Here is an 18,826-nt window from a genome sequence, read left to right as displayed (position 1 = left end):
TAAATCAATCACAAAATGCAATACGACATAAGGTAAATACGCTTAATATTTACGTTGCACACTCTGCTGCCAAAACTGTTGGGACAAATGATGCGTCTTGGTCGATAAACGCGACACTTGATCACCCCGCGCTGCCGCATCGAGCGTCTGCTCTAAACTCTGTTGAGCCAAGTCGCTGATCACATGGATAGCTCGGCTAATTTCTGCGGCCACGGAAGTCTGCTGCGTCATCGCCGCCGCATTATCATCGCTCAAAGAATTAATTCGCGAAATAGATGAAAGCAACTCGCCAAAAGCCACACTCGCATCTTGCGCTAAGCTTACCGAACGTTTTACCTGTTCCTGCCCCGCCATCATGGTCGAGGTCGCCCTTTGAGTGCTTTCCCTAAAACGGCTAACAATTAACTCAATTTGCGAGGTGGATTGGCTAGTACGACTCGATAACTGCCTGACCTCATCGGCCACCACGGCAAAACCACGACCACTCTCCCCTGCCCGTGCCGCTTCAATTGCCGCATTTAAGGCTAATAAGTTAGTTTGGTCGGCAATGGCACGTATGACTTCGAGCACTTGGTGAATCGCACTGCTATCTTGTTCAATAGCTTGTACAACATCGGAAAAGTGGCTCACTTGTACACTTAACTGATGTATCGCATCAATAACCGTTTCTAAACGAGAATGCCCGCGTTGAGCCGCCTCATGGCTCGACACCATTTCCGAGGCAGTGCGATGAATGTTTCCCGTTACTTCAGCAAAACTGGCACTCATCTGCTCCATCGCAGTCGCAGCTTGCGTGGTTTGTTCACTCTGACTATCGGCATGCTCCCAAGTGTTTGTAATGGTTTGTTTAAGGCTGACACTTTGTGCTTGGATCTCACTGGCAGAATCAGCCATACGGCCAACAACGCCACCAATTTCAGTGATCAAAAAACGTAGGGCGAGGTCTAATTTACCGATCTCATCTTGGCGGCCGGTGTACACGCCCGTAGCGACGGGATCGTCAATAATGTTGGTTGCCATAGACACAAGCTTTTGCAGCGGCTGCATCAGGTAATACCATGCTAGGCACGCGAGACTCATTCCCACCATCGCGGCAACTATGGGGGAATAACTGGCAATCATCGCCGTAGCCGTAATCGAAACCAACATGGCCAGCAGTATTTTGCCACTGAAACCTAACCTATCTTTACGCAACACTTTAGGTTGCTTGCCCTGATTAATATCACTGTAAATACTCTCAGCGGCTTTAATCTGCTCAGGGGTAGCTTGGCGACGAACAGATTGATACTCATGAACTTTACCATCTTCATACACAGGCGCGACGTAGGCATTCACCCAATAATAGCCGCCCGTTTTGGTGCGATTTTTAACTATCCCCATCCAAGGCTTGCCCTGCTTAATTCGCTCCCAGAGGATCTTAAATGCAGCCGCAGGCATATCTTGATGGCGCACTATGTTATGTGGATTCCCTTGCAACTCAGCAACACTAAACCCACTGATCTGCGAAAAGGTCTGATTCACATATTTAATGTTTCCCTTCAGATCCGTCGTTGATAGTAAAATCGCATTATCTGACAGGTGTGTTTCACCATTTGTAGAATTTTTATGCATAGGGTTATCAGGCTAGGTCTCGGTAAAAAAGATAACGCATTCTGCCAAAACCGTCGTCTATCAAAATTGATAAAGCTCACATTGGCAGCATAAAAATTAACCTAATGCTAAACAAGCAGTAACCACTAAACACATATCAACAAATAAAAACAAACAATTGTGACAGGGCGCTCGTTACGCTACATACGTTAAACTCGTCACCCTACACTCGCTAAAGCAGATCAGCTTAAAATCACAAATTCACATTCGAATCTAAATGATATCGTTTATCATTTGAATTAACTAAGTTATACTTCTCGCGGTTAGCTATCTACTGCTATAGAAATGCATTCGTCGTTAAGCCAAAAAGCTCAAGCACACTTTGCAGAATCAACAGTAGCGGATAGCCATAACAGACCCATATTGGCTCGAAATGAGAAGTGGCACTTATGTCTAATACACCCGCGTTTGAAACCTCAACGCAATCTTCTACAACTCAAATGCGCTCGTTCTCGCTGATTTCGCGGGGAATTGTGCAATGGTTTAAGCAAGAGCAATCGCAGTTTGCCTTCAAAGTCTTTGCCCGTGCAAGTGCCGCTCTACTGGCGGGTTATGTTGCGGCAGCAACCTTGGCTTGCCTGCTGACATTAGTGCTACCTATGCCGCGCTTTGAAAGCACGATAACGGCCAATATGTTAGCTTTCCTGTTTTATGCCATCGCTATTATTTATGCCTTTTGTGTGCGTAAAACCTGGCATGCATGGCGAGATTTAGGCTTAGTGAGTTTGTTATGTTTTGGATTGATCAAAGTATGTGGGCAATAAGATGAAAGAGACATTTTTTAGAACTTTATCTTGGCTACATACCTGGGCAGGCTTGCTGGTATGTTGGGTATTATTGTTGATCTTTTTTGCGGGTAGCTTGAGCTATTTTCGCCATGAGATCAGCCTTTGGAATGAACCCGAATTACACAAAGGGGTTTATCAAGATTACCGAGCCGATACCCTCGAAAACCAATTAGATAAAGGTCAAAGTTACATAGAAGCGCATTCGCCGGCAACAGCGCAGCGCTGGATGATAGGTTTTCCAACTGAACGAACCCCCTTTCAAAGCGTTAGCTGGCAACTGCCACCAGAAAAAGGTCAGCGTCGTGGCAAGACTGAAGAACATGTAGCCTTAGCAGATGGCAGCGGCATGATCTCAGAAGTGCGTGAGAGTCGCGGCGGTGATTTCTTCTATCGTCTGCACTTTGACTTGCACTATATGTCCGCTATTACAGCGCGTTATATCGTCGGCGTTTGCACTATGTTTATGCTGATCGCCCTTATCAGTGGCATAGTGATCCACAAACGGATCTTCAAAGATTTGTTCAGTTTTAGACGGGATAAAGGCGCTCGCTCTTGGCTAGACGCGCACAATGTGAGCTCTGTCATCGCCCTGCCCTACCATTTGATGATCACTTATACAGGGCTTATTACCCTAATGCTTATCTATATCCCATGGACGGTTAATACTGCCTATTCGGGTGATAACCAAGCTTTTTTAAAAGAACTTAATCCCGCCAGACAAACCGAGAAAGCCGCGGGGATTAGTGCGCCACAGGTGCAACTGAGCCAATTACTACCTCAAGTGAAAGCCGCATGGGGCGATGCGCCAATTAAGCAAGTGATAGTGTCATACCCTAAAGATCAAAATAGCCAAGTGACCTTTTACCAAAACACAGGTAAAGATGTGACCGATGAAGCCAATATTTTGATATTCAACGGGGTAAATGGTGAGCTTAAATATGCCAGCCCGCACGAAGCCTCTGGAGCCTCCGCGACTTACGATACTATGATGTCGCTGCACACGGCACGTTTTGCCGCACCGCTGCTAAGATTTTTATTCTTTTTCTGCGGTTTATTAGGCTGCGCTATGATCGCGACAGGCACTTTGATGTGGGCCATTCGTCTACGTCAAAAACAGCAAAAATTGATCGATAAAGGCGAGAAACCAAGCTTTGGATTACGTTTAGTTGAAGGGTTAAACTTCATGTTTATCTTAGGACTCCCCTTAGGCACTGTAGCCTTCTTTTATGCCAATCGTCTCTTATCGACAAGTTTTGCAAGCCGCTCTGAATGGGAAGTTCACAGTTTCTTTATCGCGTTAGCGGCAATGGGAGTTTGGGCTTTCTTGGGTCGTTCACGTCGCCAGTGGCAAACCGCATTACGACTCACAGGGACTTTGTGCTGTGCGCTGCCCGTGCTCAATGCCTTCACATCACCAAGCAATATCATCGACAATATCCAATCCCATCAATGGGCTTTAGTCGGATTTGACGTGCTCGCAGTGCTACTTGGTGGCGCTATGCTATTTGCCAGTAAAAGAGTGACTTTGATTGCTAAGGCCCCCGTTAAACGCCCAGCAAAAGCAAAAAATGCACGTAGAAACGAATCCCAAACATCCCTTGCCAGCGACCTTAGTTCGTCATCTTCATTGGAGGAAGCCAAATCATGATGCCAGAATTTATTCCCCTACTTGGGATCTTAGGTTTGAGTTATCTTTCCCTCGCCCTGTTTGCCTTAGCTAAATTTGGTCACTTCAAGGATGTGTTCAATCGTCCACCAGCACAATGGCAAAGTCGTTTGCTAACCTTGTTTGCTTGGTTACTACTGGCATTTAGCTTAAGTGCCTGCGCGAGCGATCAAGGCTGGGCCTACGGGAGCATTTTGTTTATGGGAATAATTTCCCTCGCGGCAATGCTGGTCATCCTAACGTTAAGCTACAGCCCGCGCCATTTACCGATAGGAATCGTCACTGGCAGCGTGCTCACTGGCACTCTATTACTGAGTGCTGGGATCTAATGTCCAGCTAACACTGGCATGGCGATCATGGCTAAGTGAGCACCGCTAGGCTATAGTGCCCTGATGTCCTTCAGATAGGAGAAAATAATGGGCTTTAACTTAACGGTTAACTGGCAAACCTCGCCAGCCGAAGAAGGCGAATTTTGTCGAGACCACAGTATTACCTTTGGCAGCGGCCAGACGATTCAAGCCTCGTCGGCACCGGAATACAAAGGCAATGGGCAAAATGTCAATCCAGAGGAAAGCCTGTTGGCTGCATTATCCTCATGCCATATGTTGACCTTTCTAGCAATTGCGCATCTTAAGCGCTTACCTGTAACCTCTTATGTGGATAATGCCACTGCAGAGCTAGGTAAAAACGATGCGGGCAAGTTGGCCGTGACAAAGATGGTGCTTAATCCTAAGGTCATTTTCGCTGAAGGGGTCGAAGTCAGCCAAGAAACCCTTGAGAAAATTCACGAGAAAGCACATGCAAATTGCTTTATCGCTAATAGTTTAGCAACAGATATTCAAATCAAGTTTTAGGATTTGAGCAGATCTTTATGGCCCGCTGATGGTTTTCTTAAGCGGGCTTTTTTATTGCCGCACCGTAACTCAATACCTGTCTGAATCATTGCTATCATCGAATTATCCGCGCCACCTAACCATCCACATAGTCTAACTTTTCACCATGATTCAGCTCAGGTCCAGCTTTTAAACAGTACGATATAAGCCAATCTTAGCTTGGTATCATCTGTTGGAGTTAAAAGATGCACATTCAACCACTGCGAAATTCCCCGTCTGTCAGCCCACAAAAAAATGTCTCCACTGCTGAATTTGCACAGGTTAAAAATCCAGTTCAAACCAGCGCACCAGCATCAACTGATACAGTAACGCTTTCTAGCGATGCAAAACAATTGGCGGCAAATGCGCAAAAACCAGCAGAAATGCCAGCACTGAGGGATAACATAGAAACCTTAGTCGAATTGAAACACGCGAAGATGAAGTATCAAGTGATCGCCGACATGACCAATTTAGCGACAGGAACGAGCCAAGGGATTTCAGCGCCAACGGCCTATTATCTAAGCCATAACGAAGATGCGAGAGCAATGACAGTTAATCACCTTGCCCAACAACAGCAAGTGAACACTATGCAGACCTATGCAGAAACAACTAAAAATGGGAATAGAAGTATTAATGAATGGGCATAAAAATGGGTGTTGTCTCGGGAACCAAGAGACAACACCCTAACTTTGTACGCGGACATGCTAGCCGAGATACCTTAAATTTCGGTTAAATACTGAATTTAAATATCAATTACTTAGCTTTAATATCCTGTGCCATACCTTTTACAGGCAAAGGTTGCACTTTTAAGGCTGGGATTGGCTGTTTAACCAACTCATCCTTCAAATAACTTATTGCAGTTTCAAGTTGCGCATCTTTGCCATTAAAGGTAGCGAAAGGTAAGTTATCGACTTCAATATCCGGCGTTACGCCATGGCCTTCAAGCACCCAGCGGCCATCCATTGCATACTGTGGATACTCGGCCACCCGCGCCATCCCTTTATCGGTCAACGCATTTCGCCCAGATAACCACACGCCCGCCCCTGCCGTTTGCTTACCAATTAAGGGCGCAATACCGAGTGCTTTAATCCCTGCGGAGAAGGTTTCGCCGTCGGAATAGGTCAGTTCATCGGTTAACACCACTAAATGACCGCGGAAGGTTTGTTGCATATTGGTGTTTGGCGTGCCGTGGGTCGGTTGCCAAAACGCCCAAGCGCGGCGTAGTAACTTCTCGATAATCCAACTGTCAATATTGCCACCGCGGTTACGGCGAACATCGATAATCAAACCCTCTTTATCGTAGTTGGCATAAAACTCACGGGCGAAACTTTCAATATCACCACCGCCCATGGCATATAAGTGCAAATACCCCATCTTGCCCTGACTTGCATCCTCGACCACTGCCGCGTTATGGCTCACCCAATCTAAGTAACGTAATTGACTGTCCACCACAGCGCTAACGGGCATGACGATGGTTTTATGGGTTTGGCTACCACGCTTAAGCTGTAGTAATACTTGCTTATCCTGTTGATTGCGCAGAAGACGCGTGACGTCGGCCACATTTGCCACTGGCGTGCCATTGATAGCCAGTAACATATCGCCTTCTTTAGCATCGACTTCGATACGATTTAACGGTGAAGCATTAGCAGGTAACTCAGGATCGTTACTGTAAATGTGCGCAATTTTAACGCCATCTGCAGTTTGTTGTAGGCGCGCGCCAAGACTTGCCGCTTTAGCCGCATCGGGATCTTGAGGTATGTCACCACCGCGCACCTGTGAGTGCAAAGAATCTAACTCGCCCATCATTTGCATGAAGATGTCATTCAGTTCGTTACGATCGGTCAGGCGGTCGAGCAAAGGTTGATACTTAGCTTTGGTCGCTTGCCAATCGAGGCCGCGCATTTTTTTGTCGAAGAAAGATTCTCGGTGCATCAACCACGCATCTTCAAACATTTGCTGCCATTCAAGCTGCGGAGAAATCGCTAGCTGCCATTGTTCCGTTTGCACTTTGGCATTATCCGTATCGCCTAATTTATCGCCGCCATCAACAATCAGGAGAGATTTCTCATTACTGTGCTTACGTAGCATCAGCTTTTTACCATCGGCAGAAACCTCATATTGGCCAATGTCCTCGGCAAAAACCTCGGCTTTGGGGCTTAATCGGTCAAATTTGATGGTCATTAAATTAGGTGCGACATCGTCACCAATAGCTTGATCTAACAGATAAAGTCTATCATCGACGACGCGCAGCTTACTGTAATTGCCTGAATCGACAGGCACTTGCCATAAACGCTGAGAGATCCCTACCCAATCGATTTTCACTGGACTCGGTTTATCCTTAGCATCGGTTTTTTCAACTTGATTAGATTCGAGTTCATTGGGTTTACTAAAGGGGAATTTGGCATTTTTGACCAGTGCGATGGCAAAAATTTGGCTGCGTTTATCAAACACTGGACCCATGTTTCTATCGCCCCAAGGTGAACTTGGTGTTGCGCTGAATTGGCGGTTTGACAGGAAATATAGCCACTGGCCGTCACTGCTAAAGGTTGGCGAATAGGACTCGTATTTGTCGCTGGTGAGCGTCTCGGCCTTATTTTCATCCACAGAATACAGGACGATTTGCGGACGTTGTTTACCGATTTCCGACTTAGTTAATGCAATAAAACGGCTGTCACCGGACCAGCGGATATCGGCGTAAGGCCCAAGTCCCTCGCCGTTAGTGATGATTTTTTGATTGGTATTTTTCTTTAAGTCGAGCAGCCAAACATTACCATCGTTATCGTCATGGGCGATAAATCGACCGTCACAGGACAAATTAAGACTCATTCTTAAAGTATGACCATCTTTGGTTAACTGTTTAGCGCCACTGCTGCCATCAGCAGAGAATTGCCAAATTTCCTGCTGACCTGTCATGTCGCTAATCGCATAAACCGACTTGCCATCTTGGCTCAACACCGCTTCCCTTACGCGATAAGTCCCCGGCAGTGCAACTTGAACTAAACGCGAGCCATCAATACCCGCGATTGCCACGTGGCTGCGGGCGGTGATCACCACTTTATCGCCAGCAGGGGCCAAATTAGTTGAAGAAGCGTAATCCATAGGATCTGTCACCCAATGCTCACGGCGCTCGGCAAAATCGGAAATGAGTTCAATATTGAGTAACGAGTCTTTAGCGGCCGCAATATCAAACACATGGATATCCGCACCTAACTGGAATACCACTTTGCCTTGGTCCATCCGCGCACCGCGGACTTGCCAATCTTTAAATTGAGTCAACTGTTTTGCATCTGAACCATCGAGCGCCATCGACCAGAGGTTGTCGTTGCCATCGCTGTCGCTAATAAAATAGAGTCTGTCCTGCCATAGCATAGGTTGGCGCACTGAGCCGCCGTGTTGGCCGCTGAGCAACTGTGCTTCGGTTTTGCTGCCGAGTTTAAAGCGCCATAATTCGCCTTTTGCACCGCCACGGTACACTTTGGCATTATCGCCAGTCACTTGCAGACTAAAGCGGGTGAAGTACACGTATTCGTTGCGATCATCAATCACACCTTCGACCGCATCGGCTAAGGGTAAATCTGTAGTGGTGAGGGTTTGAGGATCGACGCTGCGCAGCATCCAATTATTAGCAGGACCAAAGCCCGTGTCGGTGGAATATAAAATCTCGCCTTTGGCAGTCCAGCCCTGAACTCGTACACGGCTATTCTCAAAACTCACCCGTTTAGCCACACCGCCCGTAATAGGGATCACATACACTTCGCTCGCGCCTTCATAGTTGGCAACATAAGCAACCCACTTACCGTCGGCCGAAATAGTCGCCCCTAGCTCTTCCGCAGGTAAACTCGTTAAGCGAGTCGCCGCTTTTTGACCTAAGGTCTGAGTCCATAAATCCCCTTCTGCAGTAAAGACTAAGGTTTGATCGTGCAACGCGGGCGCACGGTAATACCCTTGATTGCTCACCGCATCGGCAGCGATGGTTTGGAACGCTGTTAATGTGCCTAGGGCAAGCATACAGCAGGCGACAGAATGGCGAAGTTTCATGTATGACCTCTATCCTATTGTTATTTTTTAGCAATAGACTCTTTACTACGAGATTTTGCTAGCAGATTTAGCGAAGAAATTCTTGCCATGGGCTTTTGTAAAAAACCACAATCAAGTCCAAAGCATGACAATTGAGCCCAACAAGCTAGCAGAATTTGATAGAGAGTTCAGTAACTTCGAGTCAGAGAAGTTTTAGCAAATGTGTCACATCTTAAATCGCGGAGGAACAACTGAATAAAAGACAAGATTCTTTAGAGGAAAACATCAAAGATCATAGCGTTACCATATTGCACTAGGATAAAAATATACCAGAGTCGGACATGAGTGGCTAACGTGAAGGGCTAATGTTAAGGGCTGACATACAGCGTCTTTAGCGGACTGTTTAGGCGGCTCATATTAGACTGTTTCGCCAGTGTCATTTGTTGCCATTTATTGATCACTCGTGCAATTTCACCGTTATCCATCAATGCCTTAATCGCATGATTAAACTGCTCTAACTGGCTTGTCTTGATACTCGCTTTACTGAACATTAAATGAATATGGTTTTGATCTAACACTAACTTAAGTGGCACTAGCTTGATGCGTTGATGCTGGCTGGCGATATAGGGCATAGCTAAGGTATCTCCGACGATCATATCTCCCCTACCGTAGATAAGCATTTGCACAGACTTATCTGAGTCGGGACTTAATACTAACAAGTGCTCCTGCTCTAATCGATATTGAGATTCTTGATAATCTGCACCATACCAACCGCTAGAAGGGACAAGTAGACGCAATTTTTTGGTAAAAATGTCCTCCCATTTATCGATATTAATCTGATCTTTTTGCTCATAAAGTACAAATAAGCGCAGCTCTTCATCTCGGTAATAGGTTGAAAAAAGAGCATAGTTTTGACGTTCATCCGTCATAGTCGCTCCCATCAACACATCTAACTGTCCTGCTCGCAACATCTGATGCGAGCGCTTAGCGGGCACATTAATAAAATGAACTTCACAACCAAGATACACTGCAAATGCCCGCATCAGATCCACATCTAAGCCTTGGGCTTCTCCGTGAGGATCTTGCCAAGCATAGGGAGGCCAATCGTTGTAACCGACTTTAATCATGTTCTTACAAGGTAAAGAACTATTGACCTGCGGCGCACTTACAGCGGGCAAGACTAAAAAAAGCAAAAATAAGACAGGAACGTATTTAAACCATGGCATAGGCTAAGTTACTTGCCTCTTAAGTTGACGATCCTCTCTTGATTAAGATGAAGTATAACGATTCAGTGTCAGACTTCCGTGAGGGGGTTCTACCTCAGTAAGCGTAGTTGTCACTTAGATAGCGCGCCATAAACACCGGCGAGATCACAGTAATTAGCCTAGAAAAGGGCGAGGAATAATAACAAAAAAGCACAACAGCCAAGAGTGAGATCTAAACGACTCACTATACTGCGATAAAGGCTAAGCCTGAACGCAGGAAATAAAATAAAGTTTTATAAATTTAAATCAGACACTTATAAATAATAGCAACAACTTTAGTGGGATCCCCCATATCGACTTGTAACCAAACTATGTGTGTTCCCCCCAATTCCTCACCCTGAGCCGTGGCAGACTCTTTAGCTTCATCAAGCTGGTTTTCATGGCGGCTCACCCCAGTGACTAAAGCAAAACTATCGCAGTGGGTGACTTCAAAATCGTAGGCCACGTTAATGCGACGATATAGTTCATGCTGCTTGGTCGCACATCCAGATATTAAAACGCAAAAACATGTACTTAACAGAAAAAATTTAGACAAATCAATTAACCCACAGATTAAACACGCGGGTGAACATAACTAATTGCAACCGATAAAATTGTGAACAATGTCACATATAAGAAACCAAAGATAATACAGAAAGTTACAAATATTAATTAAATATCATGTAGTTAACTAAGGGTTGTTTTATGTTCGCTGGTAACACAAGCTCATCAATTCCCCACCATAAAACTCACACTTGTAAAAAAAGGGAGCCAAGCTCCCTTCCTGCTTTTACGCCATGTTATTCCACTGCTAGGCAGACATCAGTAGGGCTAAAGCCCTTAAGCTAATATTTTGAATAAATGCACTTTTAATGCAGCAAAATCTGCCGCTAATTCCGCGGATAAGATGGGCTTACTCGCAACAGCTTCAAGCTCAGGCGGCAAGGGTAAGTTAAGCGTTAATTCTCTATCCACAACATCCTTAAATTTAGCGGGATGGGCAGTCCCCAAAAATATGCCCACTTCATCGGGCACTAAGGTTAAAGATAAGGCCTTAGCTGCAATCGCCGCGTGGGGTTCAGACACATAACCCTGTGCATGCAACTCAGCTAATGCCTGTGACGTTTGTTCCTCCGATAAGCGAATACCCACTAAGCGACTCAGTGGCCAGCCTAATTTCTCACAAATGGCTTCCACACGCGGCCAGTTACTGGGTTCACTCACATCCATGGCATTGGACATAGTCGCTTGAGTCGGATTGGGCTGCCATTGGCCATTGTCTAAATAACGCGGCACTGTATCGTTGGCATTGGTCGCGGCAATAAAGCGTTTAACTGGTAATCCCATCGCTTTAGCGAATAAACCTGCGGTGAGGTTGCCAAAGTTACCACTTGGCACCGAAATCACAGGATCGGCTTCATGGCGTTGTTTAGATTGGGCAACCGCTTCAAAGTAATAGCAAATTTGTGCGAGTAAGCGGCTGATGTTGATAGAATTTGCCGAGTTTAAGCTCAAACCATCGCGGACTTCGGGATCATCAAAGGCGCGTTTAACGAGATCTTGGCAGGCATCGAAATCGGACGAGACGGCAACTGTATGGATATTTTTGCCCAACGTCGTGAACATCTTTTCCTGTAGTTCACTGATCTTGCCCTTAGGATAGAGCACCACGACATTGACTTTCTCTAGTCCATAGAAGGCATCGGCAACCGCAGCGCCAGTGTCGCCCGAGGTCGCAGTCAAAATGGTTAAGCGCGTGTCACCCACAAAGGCATTAACGCATTGCGCCATAAAACGCGCCCCAAAATCTTTAAATGCCAGTGTTGGACCGTGGAACAATTCGAGGCAAGCGCGCTGCTCATCGACGGCAACCAAAGGTAAATCGAAGTTAAAGGCACGTTCAACCAGGTCATCAACCGCATCTTGCCCTAGTTCAGAGGCAAGCCATGCACCGAGCACTTTTTTACTGCGCTCAACAAATGGCAGCGCCAGCAGCCCTTCAATATCGTCTAATAGCGGAATTTGGGTGGGAAAGAACAAACCTCTGTCCTGACCTAAACCTAATTGCACTGCTTCTTTAAAGCTCACTTTCTGCGAAGGGTGTTTTAAATTATATAGTTCCATGCTCACTCGACCTTTTGATGCTAAGCCTTAAATGCTAATTCTTGATGCATGCTCTTTATGCATAAGATGGATATTTAGCCTTAATGCTTAGTCTTGATACTAAAAATAAGAATTAATCGACTCTACGCGTGCCTTGCTCATCGAGGCGACACACGTGGGCAAAGCCACCCACCTCGGTGAGATAATGCTGTTCTAACCAGGCTTTAGCGGTATTTGCCGTGGCTAAATCATCGGTAATCGAAAACAGCGTTGGGCCGCTGCCAGAAATCCCCGTAGTCAACATGCCTAAATCGGCTAAAGCGGCTCTGGCCTTGTCGTAACCCGGAATCGCGGCGGCGCGATAGGGCTCGGCTAACACATCCTTTAATACGCTGATCGCAAGCTTGGCATTCTGCTGGTAAGACGCATGAACAAAGGCGCTTAAATAACGGCCAAAATCGATAGTGACACTTTTATCATACTGATCTGGCATGAGTTTGCGCATCATTGCCGTTGAAAGTGAAATCCCTGGATAGGCCACAACCCAATACCATTCTTTAAAACTGGGTATCGCTTCACAGACATTGCCCGGCACATTGAGCATCAATTGCATACCGCCCAAATAACAGGGTGCAACGTTGTCATAGTGCACACTGCCGCTGATCTTACCTTCAAACTCGCCCATCAGTTCTAGCAGTGCTTGCTCGTTATAGGGTCTATCAAAATGTTCATTCAAGGCATATAACGCCGCCACGACAGAGCTGGCACTCGACCCTAACCCACTACCGACGGGCAGGTTCTTTTCCAGTGTGAGTGCCACGCCTTCATCTTTGCCAAATGCTTCTAAGAACTCCTTACTCATGGCTGTTAAGAAGAATTCGGCACATTGGTACACAATATTGTCTTGCGGATTATCAGGCAGTTTATGAGCCCAAGCGCCAGTCTGCATAAGACTCACACCCGACGCTGCCGCGGCGATAGTCACTCTATCGCCCAGTAAACTACCATCAATCGGCGCCAAAGCAGCACCGAGTAAATCAAATCCGACTCCCACGTTACCCATAGAGGCTGGAGCGTACACAGTCAAACTCATACACTCACCTCACGAGTCCAATTCAAAGTTCTTAATACATCGGCAAAGGCGCCAGCGGCAGTCACTTCCGTTCCCGCGCCATAACCGCGCAGCACAAACGGAATGGGCTGATAATAGCGACTATAGAACGCCAAGGCATTTTCACCGCCTTTAACGCTATAAAGCGGATCCTGTGCATCCACTTCGGCGATACGCACACGGCACACACCATCCTCAATTTGCCCAACATAACGCAGCACTTTACCTTGGGCTTTGGCCTGCGCCACTTTTGCGGCAATTGCAGCATCAACCTGCGGCAAACGCGCCATAAAGCTCTCAACATCACCTGAATCATCAAATTCGGCTGGCAATACAGATTCAACCTGCACATCACTGAGCTCTAACTTTAGTCCCACTTCACGGGCAAGAATGAGCACCTTACGCGCCACATCCATACCACTCAAATCATCACGGGGATCGGGCTCAGTAAAACATTTTTCCCGCGCAAGACCGGTTGCTTCAGAAAGTGTCATGCCTTCATCCAGCATGCCGAAGATAAAGGATAAAGAGCCCGATAAAATACCGTTAAATTTATGCAGTTTATCACCCGCAAATAACAGTTTTTTCAGGTTATCGATCACAGGCAAGCCCGCACCGACTGTGGTTTCGTATAAGAATTGGCGACGCTGTTTTAATGCCGTTTGGCGCAGTGCTTGGTAATAAGCATAATCGCGAGTGTTCGACTTTTTGTTCGGCGTGACCACATGCAATCCTGAGTTCATCACATCCAAATACAGATCCGATACTTGCTCGCTCGAGGTGCAATCCACCAGCACAGGATTAAGCAATTGTTGCTCTTTCACCCATGCAAGTAAAGCTGGGATATCGCAGGCTTGGTGACTATCGGCAAGCAAGCTAGACCAGTTGCTTAAGTCGATACCCGCACTGTCGAGTAGCATCTTGTTCGAATTCACTATGCCGCAAACACGGATACTGATGTGCTGCTCTTTGAGCATGGCAGACTGTTGTTTTATCTGCTCGAGCAGGCCTGCCCCCACATTGCCGCAACCCACTAAAAACACATCTAAATACTGCTGCACATCGAAAAAGCCTTGATGACACGCCGCCACCGCATGCTTAGTCTTACGCTGCTCGATCACAGTCGAAATCGAGCGCTCGGACGAACCTTGGGCGATGGCGATAATGTTCACGCTCGCCTGCGCTAACGCTTGGAAGAAACGCGCTGCCACGCCTTTGTGGGTGCGCATGCCATCACCAATCAAAGACACAATTGCCAGCTCATGGCGCATAGCGATAGGTTCAAGCAAGTCACTTTTTATTTCTAATTCAAACTCTTGCTCTAAGGCCCATTTCACTTTGGCCGAATCAGATGTAGCCACACAGAAGCTAATGCTGTATTCAGAAGAACTTTGAGTGATTAAAGACACAGACACGCCGCTGCGGGAAATCGCCGCTAAAGTGCGGCTCGCCATGCCAACCATGCCTTTCATGCCTGGGCCTGAAATATCGAACATGGTCTGGTTATCTAAATTGGAGATAGCTTTAACCTGCAAGCCGGTTTCATCGGCTTGGTTTGATACCAGAGTGCCGGGCGCATCGGGGTTAAAACTGTTTTTGATATAACAGGGAATATGGAACTGAGCGATGGGCGCAATCGTCTTAGGATGCAGCACCTTAGCGCCAAAATAGGAGAGTTCCATCGCCTCTTGATAGCTCAGTTGTGACAACAGCTTAGCATCGGCAACCACACGAGGATCGGTATTATAAACACCATCAACATCGGTCCAGATTTCACAACTTGACGCATCTAAACAGGCGGCGAGCACTGCAGCAGAATAGTCAGAACCATTACGGCCTAATGTCACCACTTTGCCCTGTTCATCGGCGGCGGTGAAACCCGGCATTACCCATACGCGTTTTTCACCCAGCGCCAACGCGCGAAACCTTGGCTTACTTATAGCGATATCGACCACGGATTCTAACGGCCGACCACGACCTAGAAACAAGGCGCGCGGATCGAGTTGAGCAGACGTGATCCCCTTAGATAGCATCACTTGTTCCATCAAGGCTGCAGATAAACGCTCACCTGCCACCACGATTTCAGCACGTATGCCATCGGGACACTCTTGCAGTAAGCTAATGCCACGTAATCTATCCTGCCAAATCACCAGCTGCGTATTAAGTCCAGAAAAGAGCTGTTCACTCTGCTCACTCGACAACATTGAAGTAACAGCGTCTTGGTACAGCGAAGTAAATACCCGCTCAACATGCTGCAGCACAGACGAATAATCTTCACCTTTAACGGCTACATCAACCATTTCTAGTAACGCATTTGTCACAGTCGCTGGGGCCGATAGCACAGTGGCTATGGGTTCAAGCTTAGATGACTTAGCAACGATATCCGCCGCCATCGAGAATCGCTGCCAATTTGCAAGCGAGGTACCACCAAATTTCATTACTTTCATCTTGTTCTCCTGTACCGCGCCCGACTTAGAAATAAGAGCTAGAAACAAAAAAGCCCGCTTCTTTGTGGGAAGCGGGCTCATCGTTAAAATTCTTTAGGGTGTATCAGCCCGCCCCCACTGTTGTAGTGGTGGTTGTAATAATGGTAGTTACTACGAAACCTAGGCTATGCATGTGTTTGGGCTAATCCATGTTAATTTCTTGATAAACAGAATTGCTTTTTTTACCCGCGCTTGTCAACCCCTAAAATGGATTATTTATAGGCAAATATTAACGCTCGATAAAATACTGCATCAAGATTCGTTAATATGAAGTTTTCTAGGGGTAAAAATGCGATTTACGCAACAGATAACTGTTGACGCCAACGTAACACGGTACGAAAAAATTAGATAATCACTTGTTTTACATCTGATTATTTATAATGCATTTTAAAATAATGCATTATTTGTTCTACCTCATCACTCAGGCTAAATTAACAGGCTAACGAGCAAAAAACACATTACTCATCCTTTCTACCGTAAAGCACCGACAAATTTGCCTAAAAAAAACCTGTGCGATATCTAACATAAGCCACTTCAAATTATCGCCAGCACTAAAAAAGCACGTTATTATGCGCGCACATTACGAATTGGAGGCGATATGAAGATCACTCAACACAGCGCGGTAACCATTCATTACCGTTTATCAGATCAAGAAGGCAGACTATTAGAAGACTCTTTCGACTCTGAACCTATGCTATATCTACACGGCACTGAAAATCTGATCCCAGGTTTAGAAGCCGCATTAGACGGTAAAAGCAAAGGCGAAAAACTCGATGTCACTATTAGTGCCGAAGAAGCCTATGGGCCTTATCACGATGGCCTACGTCAAGCAGTGCCATTAGAAGCCTTTGGTGATATCGAAGATATCGTCCCAGGTATGCGCTTCATCGCTGAAACTGAAATGGGTCAGCGCCCAGTTCAAGTCATGGAAGTGAAAGACGATGTGGTTATCGTCGATGGCAACCATCCTTTAGCGGGCCAATCGCTCAATTTCAGCGTCGAAATCGTTGACGTTCGTGAAGCCTCAGCCGAAGAAATCGCTCATGGCCACATTCATGCCCAAGGTGGTTGTGGAAGCCATGGACATGATCACGACCACGGCGGTGGATGCTGTGGCGGTTCAGGCAAACAAGAAGCGGGCGGCTGTTGTGGTGGTTCAGACCACGATCATGGACACCACCATGAAGAGCACGAAGCCTGTGACACACCTAAAACAGGCTGTGACGGCAATGGCGGCTGTGGTTGCCGCGGCTAAACAAAGCCTGATACCAGAAGTTAAACGAGAAGTTGTTTATCCGTAAGTGATTAAACTGCCATGGTTTAACCTTTTAAAATGCACGCCCTTAATTTAAGGTCGTGCATTTTTTATACACAAGCGTTTATAATATTCGTAATAGATAAATAACTGACTGGTAAATTGAAATATTCAAATTTTATATGAATATTTTCAATTAGATATTGATATCAACCTAAGTTAAGCGACGGAGTGCTTATGTTAACCAAACCACTTTACGAAATTTTGCCTTTTGGCTATATGGCGCTCGGTAGTTCGAGTTTTATTGCACTCGACATCAACTATGCCTTGATAGCGGCAACTGTGGTATTTGTATTAGGTGCGAGGATCTACGTTATGCGTTCTCAAAACCGTCGAACAGACTCGGCTAAGCGGCGTAAATCGGGATATCTTCCCGAGATAATTTATAACTTTCTACCTTTTATCTATCTCTTAGCGGCGCTGGCTATCTTTAAATTCCTTCCCAAGGATCTTTACCCAATTCTGGCTATCTGTTTACTCAGCTACGGCTTATACATTCTGGTTCGTCGTTCCCTCTATCGTCGTCATAAGCTTCCCATCACGCCTTAAGGCTTAGTTCTATTCACCACAGTAGGAGCAGATGATATTCACAAGAGTTGTATCCACATGAACACTAACCAATTAATTTTTGAACTTTCGCCCTATGCTCAGAAGACATATTCTTCAAATAATTAGAACAACGTGTAATCGTTGCAATACTGACTTCATATTCCGCAGCGATATGCCTTTGACTCATTTCCCCGTCTAGCAGCAATTGAAAGACCTTCAAACGTCCGGCAACGGCACTACGTTCTTCTTCGGTTAACAGTAAATGAAACAACACAGAAAGATCTTCATAATTGCTGTGGCTCAAAATTTTTTCTAATACTAGATCCCAGTTAGCTCGCATAATCACCCTCATAAGTACTGTTCAAGCATTACATTAGCAGTCTAACAGATTTAGCCTACTTACAAATAAATTGTTACGTTTAGTCGTCTTATCCAGACAAAAACTGACAAAATTGCTTCTAGTACATCAAGTTAATTTGTGTACAATAGACGTGCAATGTCACACTTCGACGCTAATTTGTGAGAATACGATGAAAAAATTACTACTTACTCTCGTTGCCAGTACCTTATTGGCTTCAACTGCTCAAGCACACAATTTCGAAGACTCTAAAGATGCAATTGAATACCGCCAATCTGCATTTGGTCTTATTGCTTATAACTTCGGCGATATGGCTGCCATGATGAAAGGCAAAAAACCTTTCGAAGCAGAAACCTTCGCAATGCGCGCAACGAATGTTGCTGCATTATCCAAAATTCCTTTCGAAGGCTTTATTGATGGCTCAGACAAAGGTGATACCGAAGCCCTAGCCAAAGTTTGGCAAGACAGAGCTGATTTTGATGCAAAAATGAAAACCTTCCAAGAAAATGCTGCCATTCTGGCTACTGTAGCTCAAAAAGGTAATCAAGCTGAAATCAAACAAGCCTTTATGGACACAGGAAAAAGTTGTAAAAGTTGTCACGACATTTATAAGAAAGATTAGTTTGACGTTGTTTTTCCCATCAAAAAGCCTGCTAAATAGCAGGCT

At 45.8% G+C, this 18,826-nt stretch carries 16 protein-coding genes; 8 read left to right on the top strand and 8 right to left on the bottom strand.

The annotated features are described in order from the left end of the window. Nucleotides 1-42: 42 nt before the first annotated feature. Nucleotides 43-1,611 carry a methyl-accepting chemotaxis protein gene (locus L5M71_RS01485; RefSeq protein ID WP_105249832.1) on the bottom strand — a complete coding sequence of 523 codons (1,569 nt, stop codon included), beginning with the start codon at nt 1,609-1,611 and terminating at the stop codon, nt 43-45. Between the two features lie 428 nt (nt 1,612-2,039). On the opposite strand from L5M71_RS01485, the gene L5M71_RS01480 reads away from it, so the two are divergent. The 5 genes from L5M71_RS01480 (at nt 2,040) to L5M71_RS01460 (ending at nt 5,623) form a co-directional block, all read left to right on the top strand. Further along, nucleotides 2,040-2,414, top strand: a complete 375-nt coding sequence (locus tag L5M71_RS01480) for a DUF3649 domain-containing protein (RefSeq protein WP_131523016.1) — start codon at nt 2,040-2,042, stop codon at nt 2,412-2,414. Nucleotide 2,415: 1 nt separating this feature from the next. Beyond that, the gene (locus L5M71_RS01475; protein ID WP_263206039.1) at nt 2,416-4,086 is read left to right on the top strand and encodes a PepSY-associated TM helix domain-containing protein; all 1,671 of its coding nucleotides are present in this window, start codon (nt 2,416-2,418) and stop codon (nt 4,084-4,086) included. Further along, on the top strand, nt 4,083-4,433 hold the full coding sequence (locus tag L5M71_RS01470) for a DUF3325 domain-containing protein (protein ID WP_113940646.1): 351 nt from the start codon (nt 4,083-4,085) through the stop codon (nt 4,431-4,433). Before L5M71_RS01475 ends, L5M71_RS01470 begins: the two co-directional genes overlap by 4 nt. A gap of 87 nt (nt 4,434-4,520) precedes the next feature. Then, a complete protein-coding gene (locus L5M71_RS01465; RefSeq protein WP_131523019.1) occupies nt 4,521-4,958 on the top strand; it encodes an OsmC family protein in 438 nt (145 codons plus the stop codon). A gap of 224 nt (nt 4,959-5,182) precedes the next feature. Continuing rightward, nucleotides 5,183-5,623 (top strand): hypothetical protein, encoded by a 441-nt coding sequence (locus L5M71_RS01460; protein WP_263206037.1) that lies wholly within the window; start codon nt 5,183-5,185, stop codon nt 5,621-5,623. Nucleotides 5,624-5,729: 106 nt separating this feature from the next. On the opposite strand, the gene L5M71_RS01455 is transcribed toward L5M71_RS01460, so the two are convergent. The 6 genes from L5M71_RS01455 to thrA form a co-directional block, all read right to left on the bottom strand. Continuing rightward, nucleotides 5,730-9,014, bottom strand: a complete 3,285-nt coding sequence (locus L5M71_RS01455; protein ID WP_263206035.1) for a S41 family peptidase — start codon at nt 9,012-9,014, stop codon at nt 5,730-5,732. A gap of 347 nt (nt 9,015-9,361) precedes the next feature. Beyond that, on the bottom strand, nt 9,362-10,219 hold the full coding sequence (locus L5M71_RS01450) for a substrate-binding periplasmic protein (RefSeq protein ID WP_263206033.1): 858 nt from the start codon (nt 10,217-10,219) through the stop codon (nt 9,362-9,364). A gap of 280 nt (nt 10,220-10,499) precedes the next feature. Next, nucleotides 10,500-10,793, bottom strand: coding sequence for a hypothetical protein (locus tag L5M71_RS01445; protein ID WP_113940650.1), 294 nt, complete (start codon nt 10,791-10,793; stop codon nt 10,500-10,502). 284 nt (nt 10,794-11,077) lie between these two features. Then, a complete protein-coding gene (thrC, locus tag L5M71_RS01440) occupies nt 11,078-12,361 on the bottom strand; it encodes a threonine synthase (protein ID WP_263206031.1) in 1,284 nt (427 codons plus the stop codon). Between the two features lie 112 nt (nt 12,362-12,473). Beyond that, a complete protein-coding gene (thrB, locus tag L5M71_RS01435) occupies nt 12,474-13,433 on the bottom strand; it encodes a homoserine kinase (protein ID WP_263206029.1) in 960 nt (319 codons plus the stop codon). After that, nucleotides 13,430-15,898 (bottom strand): bifunctional aspartate kinase/homoserine dehydrogenase I, encoded by a 2,469-nt coding sequence (gene thrA, locus L5M71_RS01430; protein ID WP_263206027.1) that lies wholly within the window; start codon nt 15,896-15,898, stop codon nt 13,430-13,432. Before thrA ends, thrB begins: the two co-directional genes overlap by 4 nt. 637 nt (nt 15,899-16,535) lie before the next feature. Here thrA and slyD point away from each other — a divergent pair. Next, nucleotides 16,536-17,192 carry a peptidylprolyl isomerase gene (slyD, locus tag L5M71_RS01425; protein ID WP_028760797.1) on the top strand — a complete coding sequence of 219 codons (657 nt, stop codon included), beginning with the start codon at nt 16,536-16,538 and terminating at the stop codon, nt 17,190-17,192. A 237-nt stretch (nt 17,193-17,429) separates the two neighbouring features. Beyond that, nucleotides 17,430-17,801 (top strand): hypothetical protein, encoded by a 372-nt coding sequence (locus L5M71_RS01420; RefSeq protein WP_028760798.1) that lies wholly within the window; start codon nt 17,430-17,432, stop codon nt 17,799-17,801. A gap of 64 nt (nt 17,802-17,865) precedes the next feature. Here L5M71_RS01420 and trpR read toward each other — a convergent pair whose 3' ends face one another. Then, nucleotides 17,866-18,141 carry a trp operon repressor gene (trpR, locus tag L5M71_RS01415; RefSeq protein WP_028760799.1) on the bottom strand — a complete coding sequence of 92 codons (276 nt, stop codon included), beginning with the start codon at nt 18,139-18,141 and terminating at the stop codon, nt 17,866-17,868. Between the two features lie 190 nt (nt 18,142-18,331). Between trpR and L5M71_RS01410 the strand changes: the two genes are divergently transcribed. Beyond that, the gene (locus tag L5M71_RS01410) at nt 18,332-18,781 is read left to right on the top strand and encodes a c-type cytochrome (protein WP_028760800.1); all 450 of its coding nucleotides are present in this window, start codon (nt 18,332-18,334) and stop codon (nt 18,779-18,781) included. Nucleotides 18,782-18,826: the final 45 nt, after the last annotated feature.

Source organism: Shewanella sp. SW1 (assembly GCF_025653545.1).
GTDB classification, from domain to species: Bacteria; Pseudomonadota; Gammaproteobacteria; order Enterobacterales; family Shewanellaceae; genus Shewanella; species Shewanella oncorhynchi.
The sequence above is the reverse complement of the archived record's forward strand: the minus strand, read 5'-3'. Positions and strand labels throughout refer to the sequence as shown.